The organism is Xaviernesmea oryzae, from assembly GCF_900109605.1.
Classification (GTDB): Bacteria; Pseudomonadota; Alphaproteobacteria; order Rhizobiales; family Rhizobiaceae; genus Xaviernesmea; species Xaviernesmea oryzae.
The window spans coordinates 101,921-124,355 of record NZ_FOAM01000006.1; the positions used below are offsets into that span (position 1 = coordinate 101,921).

General features: G+C 63.0%; 14 protein-coding genes. 6 read left to right on the forward strand and 8 right to left on the reverse strand.

Annotation, left to right across the window (positions count from 1 at the left end):
- Nucleotides 1-326 precede the first annotated feature (326 nt).
- Together hemH and BMX61_RS09220 are read left to right on the forward strand one after the other, a co-directional pair.
- Entirely contained in the window at nt 327-1,424 is a 1,098-nt protein-coding gene (gene hemH / locus BMX61_RS09215) for a ferrochelatase (protein ID WP_083639364.1), read from the forward strand.
- A gap of 85 nt (nt 1,425-1,509) precedes the next feature.
- Nucleotides 1,510-3,045, forward strand: a complete 1,536-nt coding sequence (locus BMX61_RS09220) for an outer membrane beta-barrel protein (RefSeq protein ID WP_075626942.1) — start codon at nt 1,510-1,512, stop codon at nt 3,043-3,045.
- Between the two features lie 67 nt (nt 3,046-3,112).
- Here BMX61_RS09220 and galU read toward each other — a convergent pair whose 3' ends face one another.
- Complete coding sequence (gene galU, locus BMX61_RS09225; RefSeq protein WP_075626941.1) at nt 3,113-3,997, reverse strand: UTP--glucose-1-phosphate uridylyltransferase GalU; 885 nt, start codon at nt 3,995-3,997, stop codon at nt 3,113-3,115.
- Nucleotides 3,998-4,449: 452 nt separating this feature from the next.
- Between galU and BMX61_RS09230 the strand changes: the two genes are divergently transcribed.
- Nucleotides 4,450-5,667 carry a lytic murein transglycosylase gene (locus BMX61_RS09230; protein ID WP_075626940.1) on the forward strand — a complete coding sequence of 406 codons (1,218 nt, stop codon included), beginning with the start codon at nt 4,450-4,452 and terminating at the stop codon, nt 5,665-5,667.
- A 146-nt stretch (nt 5,668-5,813) separates the two neighbouring features.
- Nucleotides 5,814-7,100, forward strand: a complete 1,287-nt coding sequence (locus tag BMX61_RS09235; RefSeq protein WP_075626939.1) for an SGNH/GDSL hydrolase family protein — start codon at nt 5,814-5,816, stop codon at nt 7,098-7,100.
- 55 nt (nt 7,101-7,155) lie between these two features.
- Here the strand turns inward: BMX61_RS09235 and BMX61_RS09240 are convergent, their stop codons facing one another.
- The 4 genes from BMX61_RS09240 to gltB form a co-directional block, all read right to left on the reverse strand.
- Nucleotides 7,156-8,613: a glutamate synthase subunit beta gene (locus BMX61_RS09240; protein ID WP_075626938.1), complete on the reverse strand. Its 1,458-nt coding sequence runs from the start codon at nt 8,611-8,613 to the stop codon at nt 7,156-7,158.
- A gap of 231 nt (nt 8,614-8,844) precedes the next feature.
- Nucleotides 8,845-9,882 (reverse strand): polysaccharide pyruvyl transferase family protein, encoded by a 1,038-nt coding sequence (locus BMX61_RS09245; protein ID WP_234794638.1) that lies wholly within the window; start codon nt 9,880-9,882, stop codon nt 8,845-8,847.
- Between the two features lie 15 nt (nt 9,883-9,897).
- Nucleotides 9,898-10,977 (reverse strand): polysaccharide pyruvyl transferase family protein, encoded by a 1,080-nt coding sequence (locus BMX61_RS09250; protein ID WP_075626937.1) that lies wholly within the window; start codon nt 10,975-10,977, stop codon nt 9,898-9,900.
- A 184-nt stretch (nt 10,978-11,161) separates the two neighbouring features.
- On the reverse strand, nt 11,162-15,877 hold the full coding sequence (gene gltB, locus BMX61_RS09255) for a glutamate synthase large subunit (protein WP_075626936.1): 4,716 nt from the start codon (nt 15,875-15,877) through the stop codon (nt 11,162-11,164).
- A gap of 693 nt (nt 15,878-16,570) precedes the next feature.
- Between gltB and BMX61_RS09260 the strand changes: the two genes are divergently transcribed.
- Nucleotides 16,571-17,617: a threonine aldolase family protein gene (locus tag BMX61_RS09260; RefSeq protein WP_075626935.1), complete on the forward strand. Its 1,047-nt coding sequence runs from the start codon at nt 16,571-16,573 to the stop codon at nt 17,615-17,617.
- A gap of 160 nt (nt 17,618-17,777) precedes the next feature.
- On the opposite strand, the gene BMX61_RS09265 is transcribed toward BMX61_RS09260, so the two are convergent.
- On the reverse strand, nt 17,778-18,254 hold the full coding sequence (locus BMX61_RS09265) for an Hsp20 family protein (protein WP_075626934.1): 477 nt from the start codon (nt 18,252-18,254) through the stop codon (nt 17,778-17,780).
- A 567-nt stretch (nt 18,255-18,821) separates the two neighbouring features.
- On the opposite strand from BMX61_RS09265, the gene BMX61_RS09270 reads away from it, so the two are divergent.
- Complete coding sequence (locus BMX61_RS09270; RefSeq protein ID WP_075626933.1) at nt 18,822-19,811, forward strand: alpha/beta fold hydrolase; 990 nt, start codon at nt 18,822-18,824, stop codon at nt 19,809-19,811.
- A gap of 187 nt (nt 19,812-19,998) precedes the next feature.
- On the opposite strand, the gene hisN is transcribed toward BMX61_RS09270, so the two are convergent.
- Nucleotides 19,999-20,781, reverse strand: coding sequence for a histidinol-phosphatase (gene hisN / locus BMX61_RS09275; protein ID WP_075626932.1), 783 nt, complete (start codon nt 20,779-20,781; stop codon nt 19,999-20,001).
- Nucleotides 20,782-21,276: 495 nt separating this feature from the next.
- On the reverse strand, nt 21,277-22,158 hold the full coding sequence (locus BMX61_RS09280) for an N-formylglutamate amidohydrolase (protein ID WP_075626931.1): 882 nt from the start codon (nt 22,156-22,158) through the stop codon (nt 21,277-21,279).
- Between the last annotated feature and the right edge of the window lie 277 nt (nt 22,159-22,435).

A 22,435-nucleotide genomic window follows, 5' to 3' on the forward strand; every position in this document is an offset into this window, starting at 1 on the left:
CCGAAATTGCCGGTCCGGGCTTTTCCGGGCCGGTTGCCGTTTTTACATCCATCCGGCAGGTGTACGCGTAATGGCGGGCGGCGGCCTTGAGATGGATGCGTGGAGAAAAAACGCCGGCGCACCCCATCGGATCAGGATCTTGCACACGATCCGAAAAACCTTCACTGCCCTGGTTTCGGCCGGACAGGCGGCATGGCCGCACAACGAGACGATGTGGCGCTGAACGGGTTTCCTCGGAAACAGCCGAAGGCGCCAGAACCCCTCTGGCCGATGGCGCGCCTCGACGCGTTGACCCAAGGCCGGAGAGCCGAGACAGGATCCTTCGCATGAACCCAGCTTCCACGACCCCCTCTTCGACCAGCGGCGCCACCATCAATCCCTTTTCCGGCGCCCCCTCGCCCACGGGCGTGAAGCCTGCCAGCCACCCGCCGGTCAAGCACGGCCGCGTCGGCGTTCTGCTGGTCAATCTGGGCACACCCGAGGGAACGGACTATGCGCCGATGCGGCGCTATCTCAAGCAGTTCCTCACCGACAAGCGCGTCATCGAGTGGTCGCGGGTGTTCTGGTATCCGATCCTCTTTGGCATCGTGCTCAACACCCGCCCCGGCAAGGTGGGCAAGGCCTATCAGAGCATCTGGAACACCGAGCGCAACGAGAGCTTCCTGCGCACCTACACACGGTCCCAGGCGGAGATCATGGCGCAGGCGTTTCAGTCGCAGACCAATGTCGTGGTCGATTGGGCGATGCGCTACGGCAATCCCTCGATCGAATCGCGCATGCAGGCGCTCCAGGCCGAAGGCTGCGAGCGCATCCTGGTCTTCCCGCTCTATCCGCAATATGCGGCCGCCACCACGGCAACGGTCAATGACGAGGCTTTCAAGGCGCTTCTGAAGATGCGCTGGCAGCCGGCCCTGCGCACCGTGCCGCCTTATCACGACGACCCCATCTATATCGATGCGCTGGCCAATTCGATCACCCGCCATCTCGCCACGCTGGACTGGGAGCCGGAGGTGGTGATCACCTCCTTCCACGGCATCCCGCAATCCTATTTCAAGAAGGGCGACCCCTATTACTGCCAGTGCCAGAAGACCGCGCGGCTGCTGCGCGAACGGCTGGGCTGGTCGAAGGACAAACTGCAGGTCACCTTCCAATCCCGCTTCGGGCCAGAAGAATGGCTGCAGCCCTACACGGACAAGACGGTGGAAGCGCTGGCGGCACAAGGGGTGAAACGGATCGCGGTGGTCAATCCCGGCTTCGTGTCCGACTGCCTGGAAACGCTGGAGGAAATCGCCGAACAGGCGGCCGAGAGCTTTCACCATGCCGGAGGCGAGAAATTCGCCCATATCCCCTGTCTGAACGACAGCGCCGATGGCATGACGGTGCTCGAACATGTCGTGCGTCGGGAGCTGGCTGGCTGGGTCTGAGGTGGCCCGCGCAAGTAAGACTCGGTTAACCATAAATCCTTAGGGTCCGGAAAGAGTTTGTTCCTCGCATCCGGACCTTTCGGCCATGGTGTCCCTCATCTCGACCTCGGCACGGCGCGACAGGCGCCTTGGCCGCTTGCTGGCGCTTCTGGCGCTCGCCGGCGTCGTGGTCGCGGGCCTCGAAAGCGAGGCGGCCCAAGCACAACAGATGCGCCAGCCATCCCCGGCCACGCCAGTCGACACGCCGGCGCCACCCTCCTCGGATGACGAGGACGGCGCCGACAATGGCCTCAGCACGGCAACGCTCCAGGCCGCCACCCAAGCCCGTGTGGCCGGCACTGGCGCGCGCGATGAAGACGCGGCAAGCGATCTTTCCTCAGGCGGGCGCATCGGCAGAGCGGGCGACGCGCCGGCTGTCGGCGACGATCTGGCCCGCCTCAACCAGCGCGAGGGCAGCGTCGACGGGCTGCGCACGCGGCTTGATCCAACGCGCAACGATGCACCTGGCATCCGGCTCGGCACCTTCACCCTGAAGCCGTCGATCAACCAATCGATCAATGTAGAGAACCGGCGCGATGGTGCCAGCCGTGAGCATCGCGGCTATCTGGAAACCGGGGTGAACGCCACCTTGACCTCCGACTGGTCACGCCATCAGCTGACGGTGACAGGCCAGGGCGCGTGGCAGAAGAATATCTCCGGCGAAGGCGCCACCGACCCCTTCGTCGATATCGATGCGGACCTCCGGCTCGATGTCAGCCACCAGACCACGGCCCATCTAAAGGCCGGCTACCGGGTCGAGCGTGAAGATGCGTCCGATCCGAATGCCGTGGCGAATGCGACGACGCAATCGACCGTTCAGCAATTCTCACTGGGCTCCAGCATCGAGCATGATTTCGGCATCCTGCGCGGCTCTGCCCGGCTTGACGGGACGCGCTATGCCTATGGCGACGTCGAGCTCGACAACGGCACCACGCTCTCGCTGAAGGACCGCAATCGCAATGTCGGCGTGGCCACTGGCAGGCTCGGCTATGAACTTTCGCCGGCGCTCATTCCCTTCATCGAAGCCTCGCTGGGCCGCGGGCTCTACGACGAACGGCGCGACATATCAGGCTATGAGCGCTCCTACACCAGCTGGGGCGGGCGCGGCGGGTTGCAGGTCGATTTCGGCGAAAAGCTCGGCGGCGAACTGGCGCTCGGCTATGGTCATTACGGCTTTGACGACGGGAGGCTGAGAGACATCGGCGCGCTGACCGTCGATGGGCTCGTCAACTGGTCGCCCCAGCGGGGTACCAACATCGCCACCAGCCTGACGACGGCGCTGGAGCCTTCGACGACCGCAGGGGAATCCGGCGCAATCGCGTATTCGCTGACCAGCCGCGCCACGCGCGAGCTGCGCAATGCGCTGGTGGCGCGCCTGTCCGGCGGCCTGACCCTGCGCAACTATCCGTCGGGCTCCGCCACGCCGGACGAGCGCGTCTGGTTCGCGGGCGCCGGGCTCACCTGGGATATCAACCGCGCGCTGGCTCTGACCGGCGACATTTCCTATGAGCGCACCTTGCGCGACAGCGGAATCAATGCCGGCATCGCCAAGATCGGCATCGGCCTGACCATGCGGCGTTGAAAAGGCCCCCTAAACGAAAACGCCCGGCGTTGAGGCCGGGCGCTCTTACGTCTGTGATGCCGTTCGATCAGAGGCCGGCGACCAGCGCCTTCAGCGGGCCTTCGACGGTGCCGCGAATATCGCCGCGGGCGAGGGCAAAGGCGACGTTGGCGAGGATGAAGCCATCCTTGGCGCCGCAGTCATAGGTTTCGCCACGGAAGTGATAGCCGGCGAACTGCTGGCTTTCGAGCAGCTTCAGCATGCCGTCCGTCAGCTGGATTTCATTACCGGCGCCGCGCTCCTGAGTTTCCAGGATCTTGAAGATCTCGGGCTGCAGGATGTAGCGGCCGTTGATGAAGAAGTTGGACGGTGCCGTGCCGGCAGCCGGCTTTTCGACCATCTGAGTGATCTTGAAGCCTTCGCCGATCGCGTCGCCCACGCCGACGATGCCGTACTTATGGGCGAGATCCGGCGCGCATTCCTCAACCGCGATGACATTGCCGCCGCTCTGCTGGTAGAGATCGACCATGCCCTTGAGGCAGCCCTTCTCGCCCTTCATGATCATGTCGGGCAGGAGAACCGCGAAGGGCTCGTCACCGACGATGTCCCGCGCGCACCAGACAGCATGGCCAAGACCGAGCGGCGCCTGCTGGCGGGTGAAGCTGGTGGTGCCGGCAGCCGGAAGAATGCCTTCGAGCAGCGTCAGCTCGGCCTTCTTGTTGCGCTCCCGCAGGGTCTGTTCCAACTCGGTCTGAATGTCGAAATAATCCTCGATCACCGCCTTGCCGCGACCGGTGACGAAAACGAGATGTTCGATCCCGGCTTCCAAAGCCTCATCGACCACGTACTGGATCACGGGCTTGTCGACGACGGTCAGCATTTCCTTCGGAACGGCCTTCGTTGCCGGCAGAAAGCGTGTGCCGAGACCAGCAACGGGGAACACGGCTTTTCGAACTTTACGCACGTCGGTCATGGAATTCTCCGGAGTTTACAGAAAGGTGAGCAGAATTTGATGATGCAACCCGATTAGCACAGATGAATATGATATTCTAAGGGGGCGGGACAAAAAAACGCACGCACGTGCGAAAAGCTGCCAAGCTCATGTTTTCGATTGTTAATATTCATCCCTCAAGCGATCAATCGGCGTCGTTTGGTGCATTGCAGCGAAGTATAGGCGCACACGCTGTTCACAAGAGTAGACCTACGCAAAGTCTGGTGGGTTTTGCAAGCGCAGGCAACCATCCAAAATCCATGGTAAAGTGTTTGTTGACTTTCATGGTTTACGATCTCCCTCAGCCGGCCTGGAGGGCATCCTCAAGACAGCCCCGCTCCGTGCTGACAGCGTAAGCTCTGACTGCAGGCGCATTGCCGGCCTATCGGCCCCACGCTGAACATGCGATGAACGACATGGAAAGGACGCCGCCCATGACCACCCGGAGAGCCCTTCTCGGCCGCACCGCCGCCGCCCTGATCGCCGCGTCGATCTCCCTTGGCGCTGGCCCGTCGCTTGCCGATTCCGGCTTCCAGACGTGGATCAACAATTTCTATGCAGTCGCCGCCAAGGAAGGCATTACCCAGACGACCTATCGCAAGGCCTTTGCCGGCGTGCGCACGCCCGATCCCGATGTCATCCAGAAGGCTGCCTATCAGCCGGAATTTACGACGAAGATCTGGGAATATGTCGATTCCCGCGTGAACCCTTTCACCCAGCGCACAGGCCAGGAAATGGCCGCCAAGCACAAGCGGACGCTGGATGCGCTGGAGCGTCACTATGGCATCGACCGCACAATCCTGCTCGCCATCTGGTCGATGGAGTCGAATTACGGCGCCGTGCTGCAGAAGGACGAGCGGCTGCATTACGTGCCGCGCGCGCTGGCGACGCTGGCTTATGCCGATCCCAAGCGCGCCAAATATGCACGCACCCAGCTGATCGCAGCGCTGAAGATCCTGCAGAACAGCGATGTCACCCCGCGCGAACTGGTCGGCTCCTGGGCCGGGGCGATGGGCCACACGCAGTTCATCCCGACGAGCTATCTGCTCTATGCGGTCGATGCCGATGGCAATGGCCATCGCGATATCTGGAGTTCCGTGCCGGATGCACTGGCGACCGCGGCCAATCTCCTGAAGTCGAATGGCTGGCAGCCCGGACAGACCTGGGGCTATGAGGTGGCCGTTCCGGCATCGCTTGCCAAATATGCCGGCCAGACCAAATCGCTGAAGCAATGGGCCGAACTTGGCCTGCGCCGGCCCAACGGCAAAGCCTTCCGCGATGGCGGCCAGCGCGCCTCGCTGAAGCTGCCGGGCGGCGCCGGCGGTCCGGGCTTCCTGATGACCAAGAATTTCTTCGTGCTGAAGCGCTACAATGCTTCCGATTCCTATGCACTCGCCGTCGGCCTTCTGGCAGACGAGATTGCCGGCTATGGCGGCATGCAGCAGGCCTGGAACCGGCCGGACGGTTCGCTCGATGTGCGCCAGAAGATGGAAATCCAGACCCGTCTCAAGGAACTCGGCTATTACAATGGCGAGGTCGATGGCAACTTCGGTTCTGGCTCGAAGGCCGCGATCCAGGCTTTCCAGAATCAGGCCGGGCTGGAGCCGGACGGTGAGCCGACACAGCATGTTTTGCGAGCGTTGCGCCGCTAAAATCACGCTTGGCCCAGATGATCTAGTGCCGTCGCACAAGGCGCGCTAAAACGGGGCTGCTCTGCCTGCCATCAATCGGCACGAGGGCTGAAACGCTGACGCGCTCTTTAAGCGACGGGGCGGCCAGCACTGGGAAGGAAAAGGCTTTGATCGGACTGCACCAGGCGCGGAACTCCAAAAGCGGCGCCTGGCATGTGCTTGCCGGCTTTAGCCGTGGCGCGCGGATCGTTCTTATGGTGCTTTTGAGCTTCTCCCTGCTGCCGGTGCCGGCAAGCGCACAGGAACCGCGCCGCACGATTCTCGACATGCTGTTCGGCACGCCGCGCGTGCGCCGCGAGGCCCCACGGGTTTATGACGATCCGAGCCTGGACGAGCGTCCGGCCGCACCACAGCGCCGCCGGCCAAAACCCGCCAAGCTAAAGGCAAAGACGCCCTCCGTCACGGTCATCGAGACGCCGAAGCTGGTGGAGAAGGCAGCGGATGCCAAGAAGGTTCTCGTGCTCGGAGATTTCGTCGCGTCCAGCCTTGCCGATGGATTGACCGAGGCGTTCGAAGAGACTGCCGGCATTGTCGTGGAGGGGCGCACCGATGGTTCATCGGGTTTGGTGCGGGACGACCATTTCGACTGGCTGAAAATGCTGCCGGTCGCTGTGGAGGACACCAAGCCGGCCCTGCTCGTCATCAGCCTGGGCGCCAATGACCGGCAGATGCTGCGCTTCGGCGAAGCCCGCGAGAAATTCCGCAGCGAGGGTTGGAAGACGGAATATACCAGCCGCGTCGAAAAACTGGCCAAGCTTGCCCAGGCTGCCAAGCTACCGGTTCTCTGGGTCGGCATGCCGCCCTTCCCCGCGACCATGATGAGCGCCGACATGGTGACGCTGAACGCGATCTACCGGGATGCCGCCGAGAGCACCGGCGCCCAGTTCATCGACGTCTGGGATGGCTTTGCCGACGAGGACGGCAAGTTCGTGATGACGGGCGCCGATATCAACGGCCAGCAGGTGCGCCTTCGCGGACAGGACGGCATCACCTTCACCCCGGCAGGCAAGCGTCGGCTGGCTTTCTATCTGGAAAAGGATATTCGCCGCCTGCTCGGCCTCGACCAGAGCGAGCCGAGCGGCGATCTCAAGGACCGAGTCGTCACCGCGCCGGCTGGCAATGAAGCGATCGTGCGAACGGCGCCGATCGCGCTGACCGACCCGGAGCTTGATGGCGGCCATACGCTGCTGGGCGCAACGCCCGCAGCCGCTAAGGACGGCAAGAGCCCCCGCGATCTGCTTGTCGAAAAAGGTGAAGTCGCCACGGCACCGGCCGGGCGCGTCGATGATTTTCGCTTGCCCGGCGCCCTCGCTGGACCGGATCGGGCGCAAAGCGCATCTGACGCCGGCGCGCAGGCAGCCGTCCCTCTGTCCGACGATACGCTCAGACCCTGAATCGAAAGGCCGCCCGCATGGCGGGCGGCCTTGAAATGCGTTGCTGATCGAGCGTTTAGCGCGGCAGAACGCTGGCGCCCATCAGCGCCTCATCGATGGCGCGGGCAGCCTGGCGTCCCTCGCGGATGGCCCAGACCACCAGCGACTGACCCCGGCGCACGTCTCCAGCCGCATAGAGACGATCAACCGAGGTGCGATAATCGCGATCATTGGCGATGACATTGCTGGAGCCGCGGCTGTCAGTGTTGATCGCCAGCTTCTCCCCGCAATCGGCAAGAACACTGGTCGTCAAAGGTCCGCGGAAACCGATGGCGATGAAGGCGAGATCGGCCTTGATCACGAATTCCGTGCCCGGAATCGGCCTGCGCCGCTCGTCCACCTGGCAGCACTTCACCCCGGTCAGGATGCCGTCCTCATCGCCGACAAATTCGAGCGTGGCGACCTGGAACTCGCGAATGGCGCCTTCGGCCTGAGAGGACGAGGTGCGCATCTTCGTCGCCCAATAGGGCCAGACGGCCAGCTTGTCTTCCTTTTCCGGGGGCTGCGGGCGGATGTCGAGCTGGGTGACCTTGACGGCGCCCTGGCGGAAGGCGGTACCGACACAGTCAGACGCCGTATCGCCGCCACCAACGACGACGACATGCTTGCCGCCGGCAAGGATCGGATCGGACGGCCAGGCCACGCTGTCGATGTTCTCGCGGCCGACACGGCGGTTCTGCTGAACGAGATAGGGCATGGCATCATGCACGCCCTCCAGCTCGACACCGGGAATACCGGCATCGCGCGGGGTTTCCGAGCCGCCGCAATAAAGAACCGCATCGTGCTCAGCCAGCAGGCTCTCCGTGGTGCGGTCGACGCCGACATTGACGCCGCAATGGAAGGTCACGCCCTCGCCCTTCATCTGCTCGACGCGGCGATCGATGAAGTTCTTTTCCATCTTGAAGTCGGGAATGCCATAGCGCAACAGGCCGCCAGGGCGCGACTCGCGCTCATAGACATGCACCGTATGGCCGGCGCGGGCGAGCTGCTGGGCTGCGGCCATGCCGGCCGGGCCCGAGCCGATGATGCCGATCGACTTGCCGGTTTTGGTCACGGCCGGCTTGGGCACGATATAGCCCATTTCATAGGCCTTATCGGCAATCGCCTGCTCGATGGTCTTGATGGTGACGGGCGCGTCCTCCAGGTTCAGCGTGCAGGCTTCCTCGCAGGGCGCGGGGCAGATGCGGCCGGTGAACTCCGGGAAGTTATTGGTCGAGTGCAGGTTGCGGATCGCCTCGTCCCAATTGTTGTTATAGACGAGGTCGTTCCAGTCCGGGATCTGGTTGTGCACGGGGCAGCCGGTTGGGCCATGGCAATAGGGAATGCCACAGTCCATGCAGCGCGCCGCCTGCTTCTGCACTTCCTGATCCGACATGGGCAGGACGAATTCGCGGAAATGACGGATGCGGTCGGAGGCCGGCTGATATTTCGCCAGTTGCCGATCGATTTCGAGAAAGCCGGTGACCTTGCCCATTGCCTGACCCTTTTTACTGTGCTGCCGGCCGAAATGGCGTTTTCGCCACCCTCGCGCCTCGCGATGATCTGCCCCATAATCCAGCCGCCTTCAGGTGCCCCTCCCCCAGAGAGAACCACCTCGCCACCGGCAATCCTTTGCGCCGGCCCGCCAGGACCCGCGATGTTGCGGTATCCGCCCAAGCCGAACTTCTTCCGCGCCGTCAAGAGACAGACGGACACGGCAGGCCTTTCAATAGCGGTTGCTGTCCAGCACCGCTTTCGGCAGCGGCCAGACCGCCTGCTTGAATTTCACCGCCTTTGCCAGCGGAAAGGCATCGAAAAGCGCCTGGCCGGTATAGTCGAGCGGACGCCAATGCGTGTCGATGAAGGCCATCGCCGCCGCCCAGTCGGTCGGCTGCGCCAGGGGCTGCAGATAGATCAGCACCGCTTCGCGCCCTGCGCCGCTGTAGAAATCCGCCATGCGATGATCGATCGGCACCGGTCCATCGAAGGGCAGATCGCCAGGCTCGCCTGCCGCCGTGCAGAACCATGCACAGGGGATGCCATAGGTCTCGGCGATGACGAGGCCATGCAGGCTCGTCGACAGGATGCGCCGGCAGGAAACGATCTCCCGCAGCTTGTCTTCCATGCCGGCCATGTCGGCCGCGCAATAGGTGTTGATGATGCGGATGCGGTCTGCCATTTCCGGCGGCAGCTTGTAGCGCTCGATCGTGGCACGCACCAAGGCGCCGGCAACTGCGTCTTCCAACTCGGAAATGTGGACGATCACACCGAGATCGTGGCTCTTTTGCACATCCTTGAACGGGAAAATCCGTGGCAGGAACCAGGCGGGATCGCCGAAGACGTCAGGCACGGTCAGCCCGCGTGCGCGCAGACCTTCGGCCGTGCGCCGGCCGCGTACGCCATGAACCACCAGCGTGGTATCCTCGGGCACGGCATAAGCACCCGGCGTGCCGTCGACATGGCGGCCGAGATCGAAGCCCGTGCCCCAGAGATGGATGGTGGAGCCACGCTGGGCGTGACCGATCGTGCCGATGGCAGCAAGCCTCTCCTCGGCATTGTTGAAAGCCGTGCGCTCGACGCCGAGACCGGAGATCGCCGAAACGATCACAGCGCTTAAGGCATCGCCGAGATTTGCATCGGGATGCCGGTCGGTGGACCAGACCCACGAGAGGCGGATGCGCTTGCCCATCCGTCCCCCAACCAGAACGCCGGAAGCCGGATCGTTCTTGCGCCGCAGGAGCTGTCGTGCCGCTTCGATGACCACGCTTGATCCCCTTTCTCAGCCGCGCCCGAAGAGGCGGGACAGAAAGGAGTTCTTAGCCTCCTTCGCCGTCTTGACGACGAAATGGTCGCGCTGCGTCGGCAGGCCGCGCACCAGCGGATGATCGAAAGCACTGCCGCCGGGGCCCTTGGCCAGCATCTTGAGCGGCAGGGGGAAAGACTGGATGAGCGCTTCCTCATCCAGCGTCTTTGGGCTCCAGACCTGGTCGATCGCCTCGATCAGCGCCGCCCAGTCGGTCTCTTCGCCACGCGGCTGATACCAGACATCGAGATGATCATGGCCAAGGCCGCGATAGAGATCGACGAAGCGCAGATCCAGCCCTTCCTCCGCCAGGAGATCGATGCGGCCAAGGCCGGCATCTCGCGCGCGCGGAGAGAAGTACAGGCAGGGAATACCGTAGGATTCGGCAAAGACCATGCCGTGCAGGCTGGTGGAAACGATGCGCTTGCAGGACAGGATCTCGTCCAGCCGGTGGCGCAGTCCATCGATGCTCACAGGCGTGACCGTATTGATCAGCTTGACTGCGGATGCATCGGCCGGCGCCACCCGGTGGCGCAGCGAATCCGGCTTGGGATGGGCGTCATGGGAGCGATCCGCGAGCTCGGACAGATGCAGGATGACGCCGAGCTCGCATGTCTTTTCGACCGGCGCATTGTGAAAGCGCGGCAGCAGCCAGAGCGGATCGCCATAGACTGCCGGGCCCGGCGCCGTGTCATCCAGCACGCGCCGGCTGAATGGCCCGCGCGTTGCATAGGTCGTGAAGCGGGTGTTCTCGGGGCGCGTGTAAACGACCTTCGCTTCCGTCGACTGGTTGGGGTTGAGGTGCGGCGACGTGCCTGTCCCCCAGAAGGAAACATCTCCGCCTGCGAACATATGGCCGATCGTGCCGACAGCCGCCAGCCGCACCTGACCGGACTTGGCGGCGGCATGCTGTATCGGCAGGCCGGACATCATGGCCACGATGACAGGGGAGAGAGCATCGCCCAGATTGAGATAATCGTCGCCCCGCCCGGTCGATACCCAGGAGAGCGGAATTACCCCTTCGGAGGCAACGCGTTCTTTCAGTTCCTTCGACAAATCACACCTAGCTGCCGTTGACGGTCATGGCGCGACCCAACGCGCACCTTCTTTCGAAAGAGGCGCGCGAAGGCTCGTACGGGCAGCCCGCTACCATAACTTGAAGGCCGGAGTAAGAGGCGGCTTGCCTCGGCGCTGATTTTGCGCGCCTGCCCGCCTCTTTCCGGGAGAAGAGGCCGCGGCTTTATTCCGCGGCTTCCGCCATCTTCATGCGCTCCATGTCTTCGAGCGCCCGACGATATTCGACCGGCATGACCTTGCGGAATTTCGGCCTGTAATCCGCCCAATTGTCCAGGATCTGCTTGGCGCGCGGCGAGCCGGTATGGTGCTGATGGTTGGTGATCAGCTGATACAGACGCTCCTCGTCATGGCGCGTCATATCGCCTGTCACATCCACCATGCCCTTATGCATGATGTCGCCGCCGTGGTGATGCAGCTTTTCCAGCATGTCATCTTCCTCCGGCACCGGCTGCAGCTCGACCATGGCCATGTTGCAGCGGCGGGCAAAGTCGCCGGCTTCGTCCAGAACATAGGCGACACCGCCGGACATGCCGGCCGCGAAATTGCGGCCCGTCTCGCCGAGGACGACCACCACGCCGCCGGTCATATATTCGCAGCCGTGGTCGCCCACGCCTTCGACAACCGCGATGGCGCCGGAGTTGCGCACCGCGAAGCGCTCGCCCGCGACGCCGTTGAAGTAGCATTCACCTGACGTTGCACCATAGAGCACGGTGTTGCCGACGATGATCGACTCCTCCGGCACGATGACGGCAGTCTCGGACGGACGCACGATGATGCGGCCGCCGGACAGGCCCTTGCCGACATAGTCATTGCCGTCGCCGATCAGGCGGAACGTGATGCCGCGTGCAAGGAAAGCCCCGAAGGACTGGCCGGCCGTGCCGGTCAGCGTCACGTCGATCGTGCCATCCTTCAGGCCCTTGTTGCCCCAGCGCTTGGCGAGCGCACCCGAGAGCATCGCGCCGGCGGACCGGTCGACGTTCTTGATCGGCACCTCGATCTTCACAGGCGTCTTGCTTTCAAGCGCAGGCTTGGCCTGCTCGATCAGCGTGCGGTCGAGGATATCGACGATCGGGTGGTTCTGGCGTTCGGTCCAGTAGGTCGCGTCCTTTTCCGCTTCCACCTTGTGGAAGATCCGGGAGAAATCGAGGCCACGGGTCTTCCAATGAGCGATGAGCTCGTCCTTCTGCAGAAGCTCGGTGGCGCCGATGATCTCGTCCAGCTTGGTGAAGCCGAGCGAGGCCAGGATTTCGCGCACCTCTTCGGCAACGAAGAAGAAGTAGTTGATCACATGCTCCGGCGCGCCCTTGAAGCGCTTGCGCAGCACCGGATCCTGGGTAGCAACGCCCACGGGGCAAGTGTTGAGGTGGCACTTGCGCATCATGATGCAGCCGGCAGCGATCAGCGGCGCGGTGGCGAAGCCGAATTCATCCGCACCGAGCAGCGCACCGACGATGACGTCGCGGCCGGTCTTCAGCCCGCCATCGACCTGCAGCGCCACGCGCGAGCGCAGGCCGTTCAGGACAAGGGTCTGCTGGGTCTCGGCAAGACCGATTTCCCAAGGGCTGCCGGCATGCTTCAGCGAGGTCAGCGGCGAAGCGCCGGTGCCGCCATCGAAGCCGGAGACGGTGATATGATCCGCGCGCGCCTTGGCGACACCGGCGGCAACCGTGCCGACGCCGACTTCCGAGACGAGCTTGACCGAGACATCGGCTTCCGGGTTGACGTTCTTCAGATCGTAGATCAGCTGCGCCAGATCTTCGATCGAATAGATGTCGTGATGCGGCGGCGGCGAGATCAGGCCGACGCCCGGCGTGGAGTGCCGGGTCTTGGCAACGGTCGCGTCGACCTTGTGGCCGGGCAGCTGGCCGCCTTCGCCGGGCTTGGCACCCTGCGCCACCTTGATCTGCAGCATGTCGGCATTGACGAGATATTCCGTCGTCACGCCGAAACGTCCAGATGCTATCTGCTTGATGGCAGAGCGCTCAGGGTTCATCGATCCGTCGGCGAGCGGCGTATAGCGATCGCTCTCCTCGCCGCCTTCGCCGGTATTCGACTTGCCGCCGATCCGGTTCATGGCGATTGCCAGCGTCGTATGCGCCTCGCGCGAGATCGAGCCGAAGGACATGGCCCCGGTCGAGAAGCGCTTGACGATCTCGGCAGCCGGCTCGACCGCATCGACGGAGACGGGCGTGCGGCCGATCTCTTCCGCCGTACGGATCTTGAACAGGCCGCGGATGGTGTTCATCCTCAGCGCGCTCTCGTTCACCATCTCGGCAAATTCGCGGTAGCGGTCCTGGCTGTTGCCGCGCACGGCATGCTGCAGCGAGGCCACGGCATCGGGCGTCCAGGCATGGGATTCGCCACGCATGCGGAAGGCATATTCGCCGCCGATGTCGAGCGTGTTGGTCAGCACCGGATCGGGGCCGAAGGCCGCTTGATGGCGGGCGAAGGTCTCCTTGGCGATCTCGTCGAGGCCGATCCCTTCGATCTGCGTCGCCGTGCCGAAGAAATAGCGGTCGACGAATTCGCTCGACAGACCGACGGCATCGAAGATCTGACCGCCGCAATAGGACTGGTAGGTCGAGATGCCCATCTTGGACATGACCTTCAGAATGCCCTTACCCACCGCCTTGATATAACGATAGACGACTTCGCTGGCGTCGACCTCCTTGGGGAAGTCGCCGCGCTTGTGCATGTCGATCAGGGTGTCGAAGGCGAGATAGGGGTTGATCGCCTCGGCGCCATAGCCGGCCAGCAGACAGAAGTGATGGATCTCGCGCGGCTCGCCGGACTCGACCACCAGGCCGACCGAGGTGCGCAGGCCCTTGCGGATCAGGTGATGATGCACGGCGGCCGTCGCCAGAAGCGCCGGAATCGCCACGCGATCCGGCCCGATCTGACGGTCGGAGAGCACGATGATGTTGTAGCCGCCCTTGACCGCCGCCTCCGCGCGTTCGCACAGGCGATCGAGCGTTTCCGGCAGGCCTTCGGCACCGAGCGCGACCTCATAGGTGAAGTCGAGCGTCTTGGTGTCGAAACGGTCTTCCGTGTGGCCGATGGAGCGGATCTTTTCCAGATCGCCATTGGTCAGGATCGGCTGGCGCACTTCCAGCCGCTTGGCATGGGACGCGCCGACATGGTCGAGCAGGTTCGGCCGCGGCCCGATGAAGGAGACGAGGCTCATCACCAGTTCCTCGCGGATCGGATCGATCGGCGGGTTGGTGACCTGGGCGAAGTTCTGCTTGAAATAGGTGTAGAGCAGCTTGGGCTTGTCGGACATGGCCGAGATCGGCGTATCCGTCCCCATGGAGCCCACAGCTTCCTGACCCGTCGTCGCCATGGGCGACATCAGGATACGGGTATCTTCCTGCGTATAGCCGAAAGCCTGCTGGCGATCGAGCAGCGACACGTCGCGGCGCAGCGCGCGCGGCTCCACGGGCTTCAGCTCCTCGAGGATCAGCTGGGTGTTGTCGAGCCACTGGCGATAGGGATGCTTGCCAGCCAGCGCGGACTTCACCTCGCCATCGGAGATGATGCGGCCTTCTTCCATGTCGATCAGCAGCATCTTGCCGGGCTGCAACCGCCACTTCTTGACGATCCGCTCCTCAGGCACGGGCAAGGTGCCGGCTTCCGATGCCAGGATGACGCGATCGTCGTCGGTGACGAGATAGCGGGCCGGACGCAGGCCGTTGCGGTCGAGCGTCGCGCCGATCTGGCGACCATCCGTGAAACAGACGGCGGCAGGACCGTCCCACGGCTCCATCAGCGCGGCATGATATTCGTAGAACGCCTTGCGCTCCGGGCTCATCAGCTGGTTGCCGGCCCAGGCCTCGGGGATCAGCATCATCACCGCATGCGACAGCGAATAGCCGCCCTGCACCAGGAATTCGAGCGCATTGTCGAAGCACGCCGTGTCGGACTGGCCCTCATAGGAAATCGGCCAGAGCTTCGAGATGTCGCTGCCGAACAGGGGCGAGGACACAGACGCTTGGCGCGCCGCCATCCAGTTGACGTTGGAGCGCAGCGTGTTGATCTCGCCGTTATGGGCAACCATGCGATAGGGATGCGCCAGCTTCCAGGAGGGGAAGGTGTTGGTCGAGAAGCGCTGGTGAACGAGGGCGACGGCACTTTCGAAGCGCGGATCGGCCAGGTCCTTGTAATAGGCCGAAACCTGATAGGCTAGGAACATGCCCTTGTAGACGATCGTCTTGGAAGACAGCGACACCGGGTAGAAACCGGTCTCGGCCCCTTCGAAGGCGTCATAGATGCGGTTGGAAATCACCTTGCGCAGGGTGAACAGCCGGCGTTCGAATTCGTCCTGCGTCGCGGCATCGCGGCCGGCGCCGATGAAGACCTGCACATGGCGCGGCTCAGTCGCCGCAATGTCGGGCGCCTTGGAGAGCGAGGCATTGTCGACCGGCACGTCGCGGAAGCCGAGCAGCACCTGGCCTTCCTCGGTGACGACCTGCGCGATCACGCTCTTGAAATGTTCGACCTGGGCTTCATCCTGCGGCATGAACAGATAGCCCACACCGTAATCGCCGGCCTTGGGCAGGGTGACGCCCTGGGCCGCCATTTCCTCGCGGAAGAAGCGATCGGGGATCTGCACGAGAATGCCGGCGCCATCGCCCATCAGGGGATCGGCGCCCACGGCGCCGCGATGGGTGAGGTTCTCCAGAATGAAGAGGCCATCGCGCACGATCTGGTGCGACTTCTGGCCCTTCATATGGGCGACGAAGCCGACGCCGCAGGCATCATGCTCATTGGCAGGATCATACAGGCCCTGGCGGGCAGGAAGAGCGGCGGCGCGTCGCGTGGCGACGGCTTTGTTCACGGCGCCAGCGGTCTCGATGCTGTCGATTGGCGTATGATCCGTCATGGGTCTTCCTCCAGTTGCGCCCCGCTCGCCGAGCCGGGCCTTGCCGCAGCCGAGGTGCCGCCGCGGGAGAAGAACCCTCCCCTCAGGCAGCCTCGCCTCTATGGTTGCATGATCTCGTTTCAGCCGCAATTGAAGCCTTGGCGCTCCAGCGGGTCGGATCCCGCCCCGCGCCGTCTGCCGCCTGCCATGAACGGGGCATGCCCCTGTTCGCGCCAGCAGCGCAAAGCGCGCTTAGCGGCCCATCGACCGAACCCTTGCCGGGCAGGTCGATCGGCCTGCCGCGCCACCTTTGTCCATGCAGAAGGAGATTCTGCCGAAAGCGGGCTGCGCAGCATCATAATGCGGGCATGCGACGCACGTCGACTGAAGGACGCGCGGCGTCTTCCGCGCGAAATAGGACAGCAAGACTGTCCTATTTCGGCTGCTCTATGCCAGAAACGCCGCGATCCCGCAAGAGGTCGATGCGGAAAAACCGCATGGCTTGGTCGCTTCCTTGCGTAAAAATGCATGGCTTTGTAATTTTCTTGCGCGAACCACAGGTCTGGCGATGTTTGCTTTCAAATTCAGCAAGCCAAAGAGACGGCTGGTTCGGCCGACTTGGCTTGGCCTGCGCTTCTTCCTATTGTCAGCCCGCTGCCCGCCCGACGACATGCCACCTTCGTCCCCCCGCGTTCATCCTGCAGGACCTGTCCCATGATCTTCTCCTCCGACAATTGGGCCGGCGCCCATCCCCGCATTGCCGAAAGCCTGGTCAAGGCGGCTGGCGGTTTTGCCGCCGCCTATGGCACCAGCGCGCTGGACAAGAAGGTCGAAAGCCTGTTTTCGGAGATTTTCGAGCGGGATGTCGCGGTCTATTTCGTCGGCACGGGCACGGCTGCCAATTCGCTGGCTTTTGCCAGCGTCGCCAAACCGGGCGGCCATGTCTTCTGCCACCGGGAAGCGCATGTGAATGCGGATGAATGCAATGCGCCGGAGTTTTTCTCGCTCGGCGCCCGCATGGCGGCCGTCGACGGGCCATTCGGCAAGATGGATGCAGGCAAGCTTGCCGCCGAAATCGGCCGCTTCACACCCGGCGTCGTTCACAGCGGTCAGCCGATGGCGGTAACACTGACACAGGCGACCGAAGCAGGCACCGTCTATTCGCTTGACGAGATCGCCGAGATCTCCGCGATCGCCCGCCAATACCGCCTGCCGCTGCACATGGATGGCGCGCGCTTTGCCAATGCCCTTGTCGCGTTGAAAACAACGCCGGCCGACATGACCTGGAAGCGCGGCGTCGACATTCTTTCCTTCGGCGCCACCAAGAACGGCTGCTGGTGCGCGGAGGCGCTCGTTTTCTTCGATCCGGCGATGGCGGAGGGCTTCCCCTATCTGCGCAAGCGTTCGGCTCAGCTCTTCTCCAAGACGCGCTTCGTCTCCGCGCAGCTGGAGGCCTATTTCGAAGGCGGGCTCTGGCTGGAGATGGCCCGCCATTCGAACGCCATGGCGCGGCGCCTCGCCGATGGTCTCAAAGGCTCCAACAGCGCGCGGCTTGGCTGGGCGGCTGACGCCAACGAGCTCTTCGTCATCATCCAGCGGGAACGGGCGCAGGCTTTGATGGAACGGGGCGCCGTCTTTTACGACTGGCATCCGCCGCGCGACATGGCCCATGAACTTGCCGAGGATGAGGGCATGTACCGTCTGGTCACGAGCTTCGCCACCAGATCCGAGGACGTCGACCGGTTCCTGTCCGCTCTTTGAGCCGCCATGTCTGCGCTGGGAACTGGCAACAAAAAACGGCGCCCGAATTCGGACGCCGTCTGCTATCGTTTCCGCATGAAGAAGCAAGGTGGCGAGGCCGCGTCAACAGGCTCCCGAGAGATCCTGTCTTTCGGCCGTCCTCACCATGGAACGCGCTGTCTTAGGCAGCGGCGCCATTCACGGTCGAGGCTTCGATCTGCTTCGGAGCCGAGTTGGCCGCCGTGATTTCAATGCGGCGCGGCTTGGCGGCTTCGGGGATCTCGCGCAGGAGATCGACATGAAGCAGGCCGTTCTTCAGCGAAGCGGAGGTGATTTCCACATATTCGGCAAGCTGGAAGCGACGCTCGAAAGCCCGCTTGGCAATGCCGCGATAGAGGAACTGGTTTTCAGGGGTCTTGTCTTCGCTCTTTTCGCCCTTGACAGTCAGCGTGTGCTCACGCGCTTCGATCGAAAGTTCGGTTTCGTCGAAGCCGGCAACAGCCATCGTGATGCGATAGGTGTTCTCGCCGGTGCGCTCGATATTGTAGGGCGGATAGCTCTGCGACTGATCGGGCTGGCCGAGGCTGTCCAGCATGGTGAACAGGCGGTCGAAACCGACAGTGGAACGATAGAGCGGCGAAAAATCAACGTGACGCATAATGTCCTCCTTGGAGCAACGGATTGCGGTCTGTCCTGATCCTTCCGTCCCGGCAGCCGGCGGCGGATGAACCGTGTGAGCGGGCCCGGTCTCGGCGCCCGCAGCGTTGAGATGGGGGCCGATTTCAGCCCGTTCAAGGCGGACATTCGAAAAAAATCGGCGCGCATTTTGCTGTGCTTCACGCCAGCCGGATGAATGGCACATGAACATGCGGTTCCGCTCAGGTTCAGCCTGAGACGGATAGAACAGGCCATCGCAGCAACGGGAGCGGTGGCTGCCGAGGTGACGTCCCCCTTTGACGCCACTGGCTCCTTTAACGTTGCTGCGCCTCCTCAAGGGCCGGAATGCAAAAACAACCCCGTGGCATTCCGGCCCCTTTTCCCTGCGTCCGACGTTGCTGCGCCGCTCGGCTATGGCGCCGGCATTCCCACGCCTGCGGCCATCGAAAATGCTGCAAGCGATGCCGAGATGGACTAGGATCGTCCCCAGCCGGCCATCTGCGCATGCGACAATGCGCGCGAACCGCATGCGCCCGGCCGCTGACAGCAGACAGGACCCGCAGACCTCATGACACCGGATGCTCTTCTCTATCCCACGCCCGACAATCCGGTGCCGGGGCCGCATACGCTCGGCTTCTTCCAAGGAGTTGATGGCCGCAGGCTGCGCTATGCGATTTTCCGCGTGGAGGATCAGCCGGTGCAAGGCACCGTCATCCTGCTGCATGGGCGCAATGAGTCGATCGAGAAATATTTCGAACTGATCGGCGGCTTTCTCAAGCGCGGATTATGGGTCGCCACCTTCGACTGGCGCGGCCAGGCGGGCTCGGACCGCCTGCTTGCGCGCCTGCCACGCCGCGGCCATGTCCGGCGCTTTTCCGATTACGAGGCGGATTTCGAGGCCTTTCTGGACCAGGTCGTTCTGCCGGACACACGCCTGCCCTTCTTTCTCCTTGCGCATTCCATGGGCGGGCTGGTGGCGCTATCGCAGGCGCCCAAGCTCTCAGGCCGGATCGACCGGATGGTGCTCTCCGCGCCTTTCGTGGCGCTGGGCGGCCAGAGCCTGAGCGAAGAGCGCGTGGCGATGCTGGCCCGTCTGGCAAGCCTGAGCGGCTTCGGACGGTTCGCCTTGACGCGTGATCGGGGGCCATTGCCCTTCCCCATCAATCTCCTGACATCCGATGCCGCGCGTTTCGCCCGGGCGGAGCGGATCGCCCAGGCGCATCCGCATCTCGTGCTCGGCCCGCCCAGCGCGCGCTGGCTTCACGAAACGCTGAGGACGATGCGGCGTGTTCGCCGCCAGGAGCATCTGACGCGCATCACCGTGCCAACGCTGATCCTCGCACCGACGCGCGATCCGCTGGTGCCCTATCACGCGCAGGAAGAGCTTGCCGCACATTTCCGCGCCGCGAGGCTGATCCCGATCGCCGGCGCCCGCCATGAGGTTCTGCACGAAGCGGACCGCTATCGCGACCAGGCGCTGGCCGCCATCGCCGCCTTCCTGCCCGGCTCGGTGGAGAGCGGCCTGCCGCAGCAGATGGAAGAGGCGACCATTGTCTAGAGCATCGGACTGAAAATCATACGCAGTCTGACGCTCTAGATTTTGTTTTCGCATCGGATTCTTCCGAAAGCCGGTCCCCACTTTTCGGTCTGATGCTCAGATATGCGCTTCAGAGCGGCCTCCCGAGAAAGCACGTCGATGCGCCCCATGATCGCAAGGCTCGGTCAGGCCTTGCGCATCAGCCCTGTCATGGCGCCGCGCTGGCGAGAAGCGCCAGGGCTTTCTCATGCAGCGCCGGGTCGCCAGCCGCCAGAATGTCGCCCCCCTGTTCGGGCCGGCCGCCTGTCCAATCAGTTACCACGCCGCCCGCCTGCTCGATGAGCGGGATCAGCGCGGCGATGTCATAGGGCTTCAGCCCCGCCTCGCAGACCAGATCGACATGGCCGGCGGCCAGCAGCGCGAAGGCATAGCAGTCGCAGCCGTAACGGGCGAGCCGAACCTGGGCCTCCAGCGCCTTGTAGGATCCAGCCGAGGCTGGGCCATAGAGGAAGGGCGAGGTGGTGAACAGCGTCGCCTCGCCAAGCGACGTGCAGGCCCGCGTCTTCAGCCGCTTCTCGCCTTCCGGCCCGCGATAGTAGGTGCCGTCGCCCACCGTCAGATAGCGTTCGCCGGTAAAGGGCTGGTCCATCATACCCATCACCGCGCGACCATGATGATAAAGCCCAATCAGGGTGCCCCAAACTGGCACACCGGAAATGAAGGCGCGCGTGCCGTCGATCGGGTCGATGACCCAGACATAATCCTGATCCAGCCCCTCGCCGCCATGCTCTTCGCCGAGAATGCCATGATCCGGAAACTCGGCCTTGATCAGCGCGCGGATCGCCTCCTCGGCGGCCTGATCGGCCTCGGTGACAGGATCGAAGCCGACCTTATACTTGTTGTCGATCGCAACCCCTGTGCGGAAGCGTGGCAGGGTCTCGGCTTTGGCGGCATCCGCCAGTCGGTTGAGAAAGGCAAGATCGGGGATCATGGAAACCTCGGTCGGATCGGGAACGACAGGAAGGCCGCCCTGCCATCATCCAGAGCGGCCAGCATGCGTGAAGATGATGCAATGCGTCTGTATCATAGGCCTTTGTTTTGCACAGCCTGGGAATAAGCACGCTTCACAGGCAGCCTTTGTCCCGACGAATTATGCAATCTTTTCAAAGCCTGCATAGCCGAAGCAGGCAAGGACCTCCTTTGACCTGCCTCCTTATTCTCTGCTTGCGATTTAAGCAGCTTCCGTACCCGCACTTTTTTCATGCAAAAATGTGGCGAATACGGCAAAACCATGTTGACAATTTTGCACTGCAATATTATTGTCATAGTTACAGTCATTCGTGGCTGTAAATACCCTCCTTGGGTGTTTCCTCCCTAGACTTAACCGCGCGTCAGCGCGGTTTTTTTTGCCTTATGTCCAAGCACAACGACGCAAGCGCCGCGTGAGATTTTGAACGCGGGTCGGGACCTCATCGTTTTGATTGGATCACTCGGCTGCCAGCGGCAGGCTCTCGGCATATTTCATCATGTGGAAAGCGAAACTTTCCAGGAACAGGCCGATCATGGTCGCAAGCGCCGGAAACTCCGCCCGCTTCTCCAGGCTCGCCTCATCCACGTAGAGCGCGCGGTTCACCTCGATCTGCAGGGCATGCAGCCCCCGGCTCGGCCGGCCATAATGTTCGGTAATGAAGCCGCCGGCATAGGGCTTGTTGCGCGCAACCGAAAATCCGAGATCCTCGAGAATGCCGACCGCCGCGCGGCTCAACTCTCCGGCCGCACTGGTGCCGTACCGGTCCCCGATGATGAAATCCGGCCGGCTCGCCCCACCGGTCACCCTGATATTGCCGGGCATGGAATGGCAATCGATCAGCACGGCAAAGCCATAGCGTACATGGGTGCGGGCGATCAGCTTGCGCAGGCAAGCATGATAAGGCTTGTAGATGGTTTCGATCCGTCCGAGCGCACTGTCTACGGGAAGACGCGTACGGTAGATTTCCATGTTCTCCGCCACCAGCTTCGGCACGGTGCCCAGGCCACCGGCCACACGCAGGGACGAGATATTGGCATAAGGCGGAAGAGCGCCGTCGAACATGCGCGGATCGAGTTCGTAGGGCTCGCGATTCACATCGAGAAAGGCGCGGGGAAAATGCGCCTTGAGCATGGGCGCGCCCAGCCTCAAGCCGGCCGAAAACAGCTCTTCGACAAAGGGGTCCTCGGAGCGGCGAATCGACAAGGCGTCCAGGCGCGACTGCGCAAGGAAATCAGGCGAATAGGCACGACCGCTGTGCGGCGAGTTCAAAACAAGGGGAAGAAGCTGCTGGGCCGGCTCCAGGACCTCGAACAGCGCCTCCCCGGAAGCCTCGGACATCACATTCCTTTTTACCATGTCGCCATGTCGGCATTCTGTCATGTTGCCAGTGGAAGGCATCTGTGTCCATAGTCTCTTCAGGGCCTCGTGGGCGCGGCTTGACCGCGTCTTTTCACGGGGTATCTAGACATTTTCCGACGTCATGGCCGGGAGGCGCGCTGCGCCACCGGCATGATGAAGACCTAGAGCATCGGACCGAAAAGGGGGAACCGATTTTCGGTAAATCCGATGCAGCAACAAAAACCTGGAGCATCGAGCCGCGCCCGATTGTCGGCAC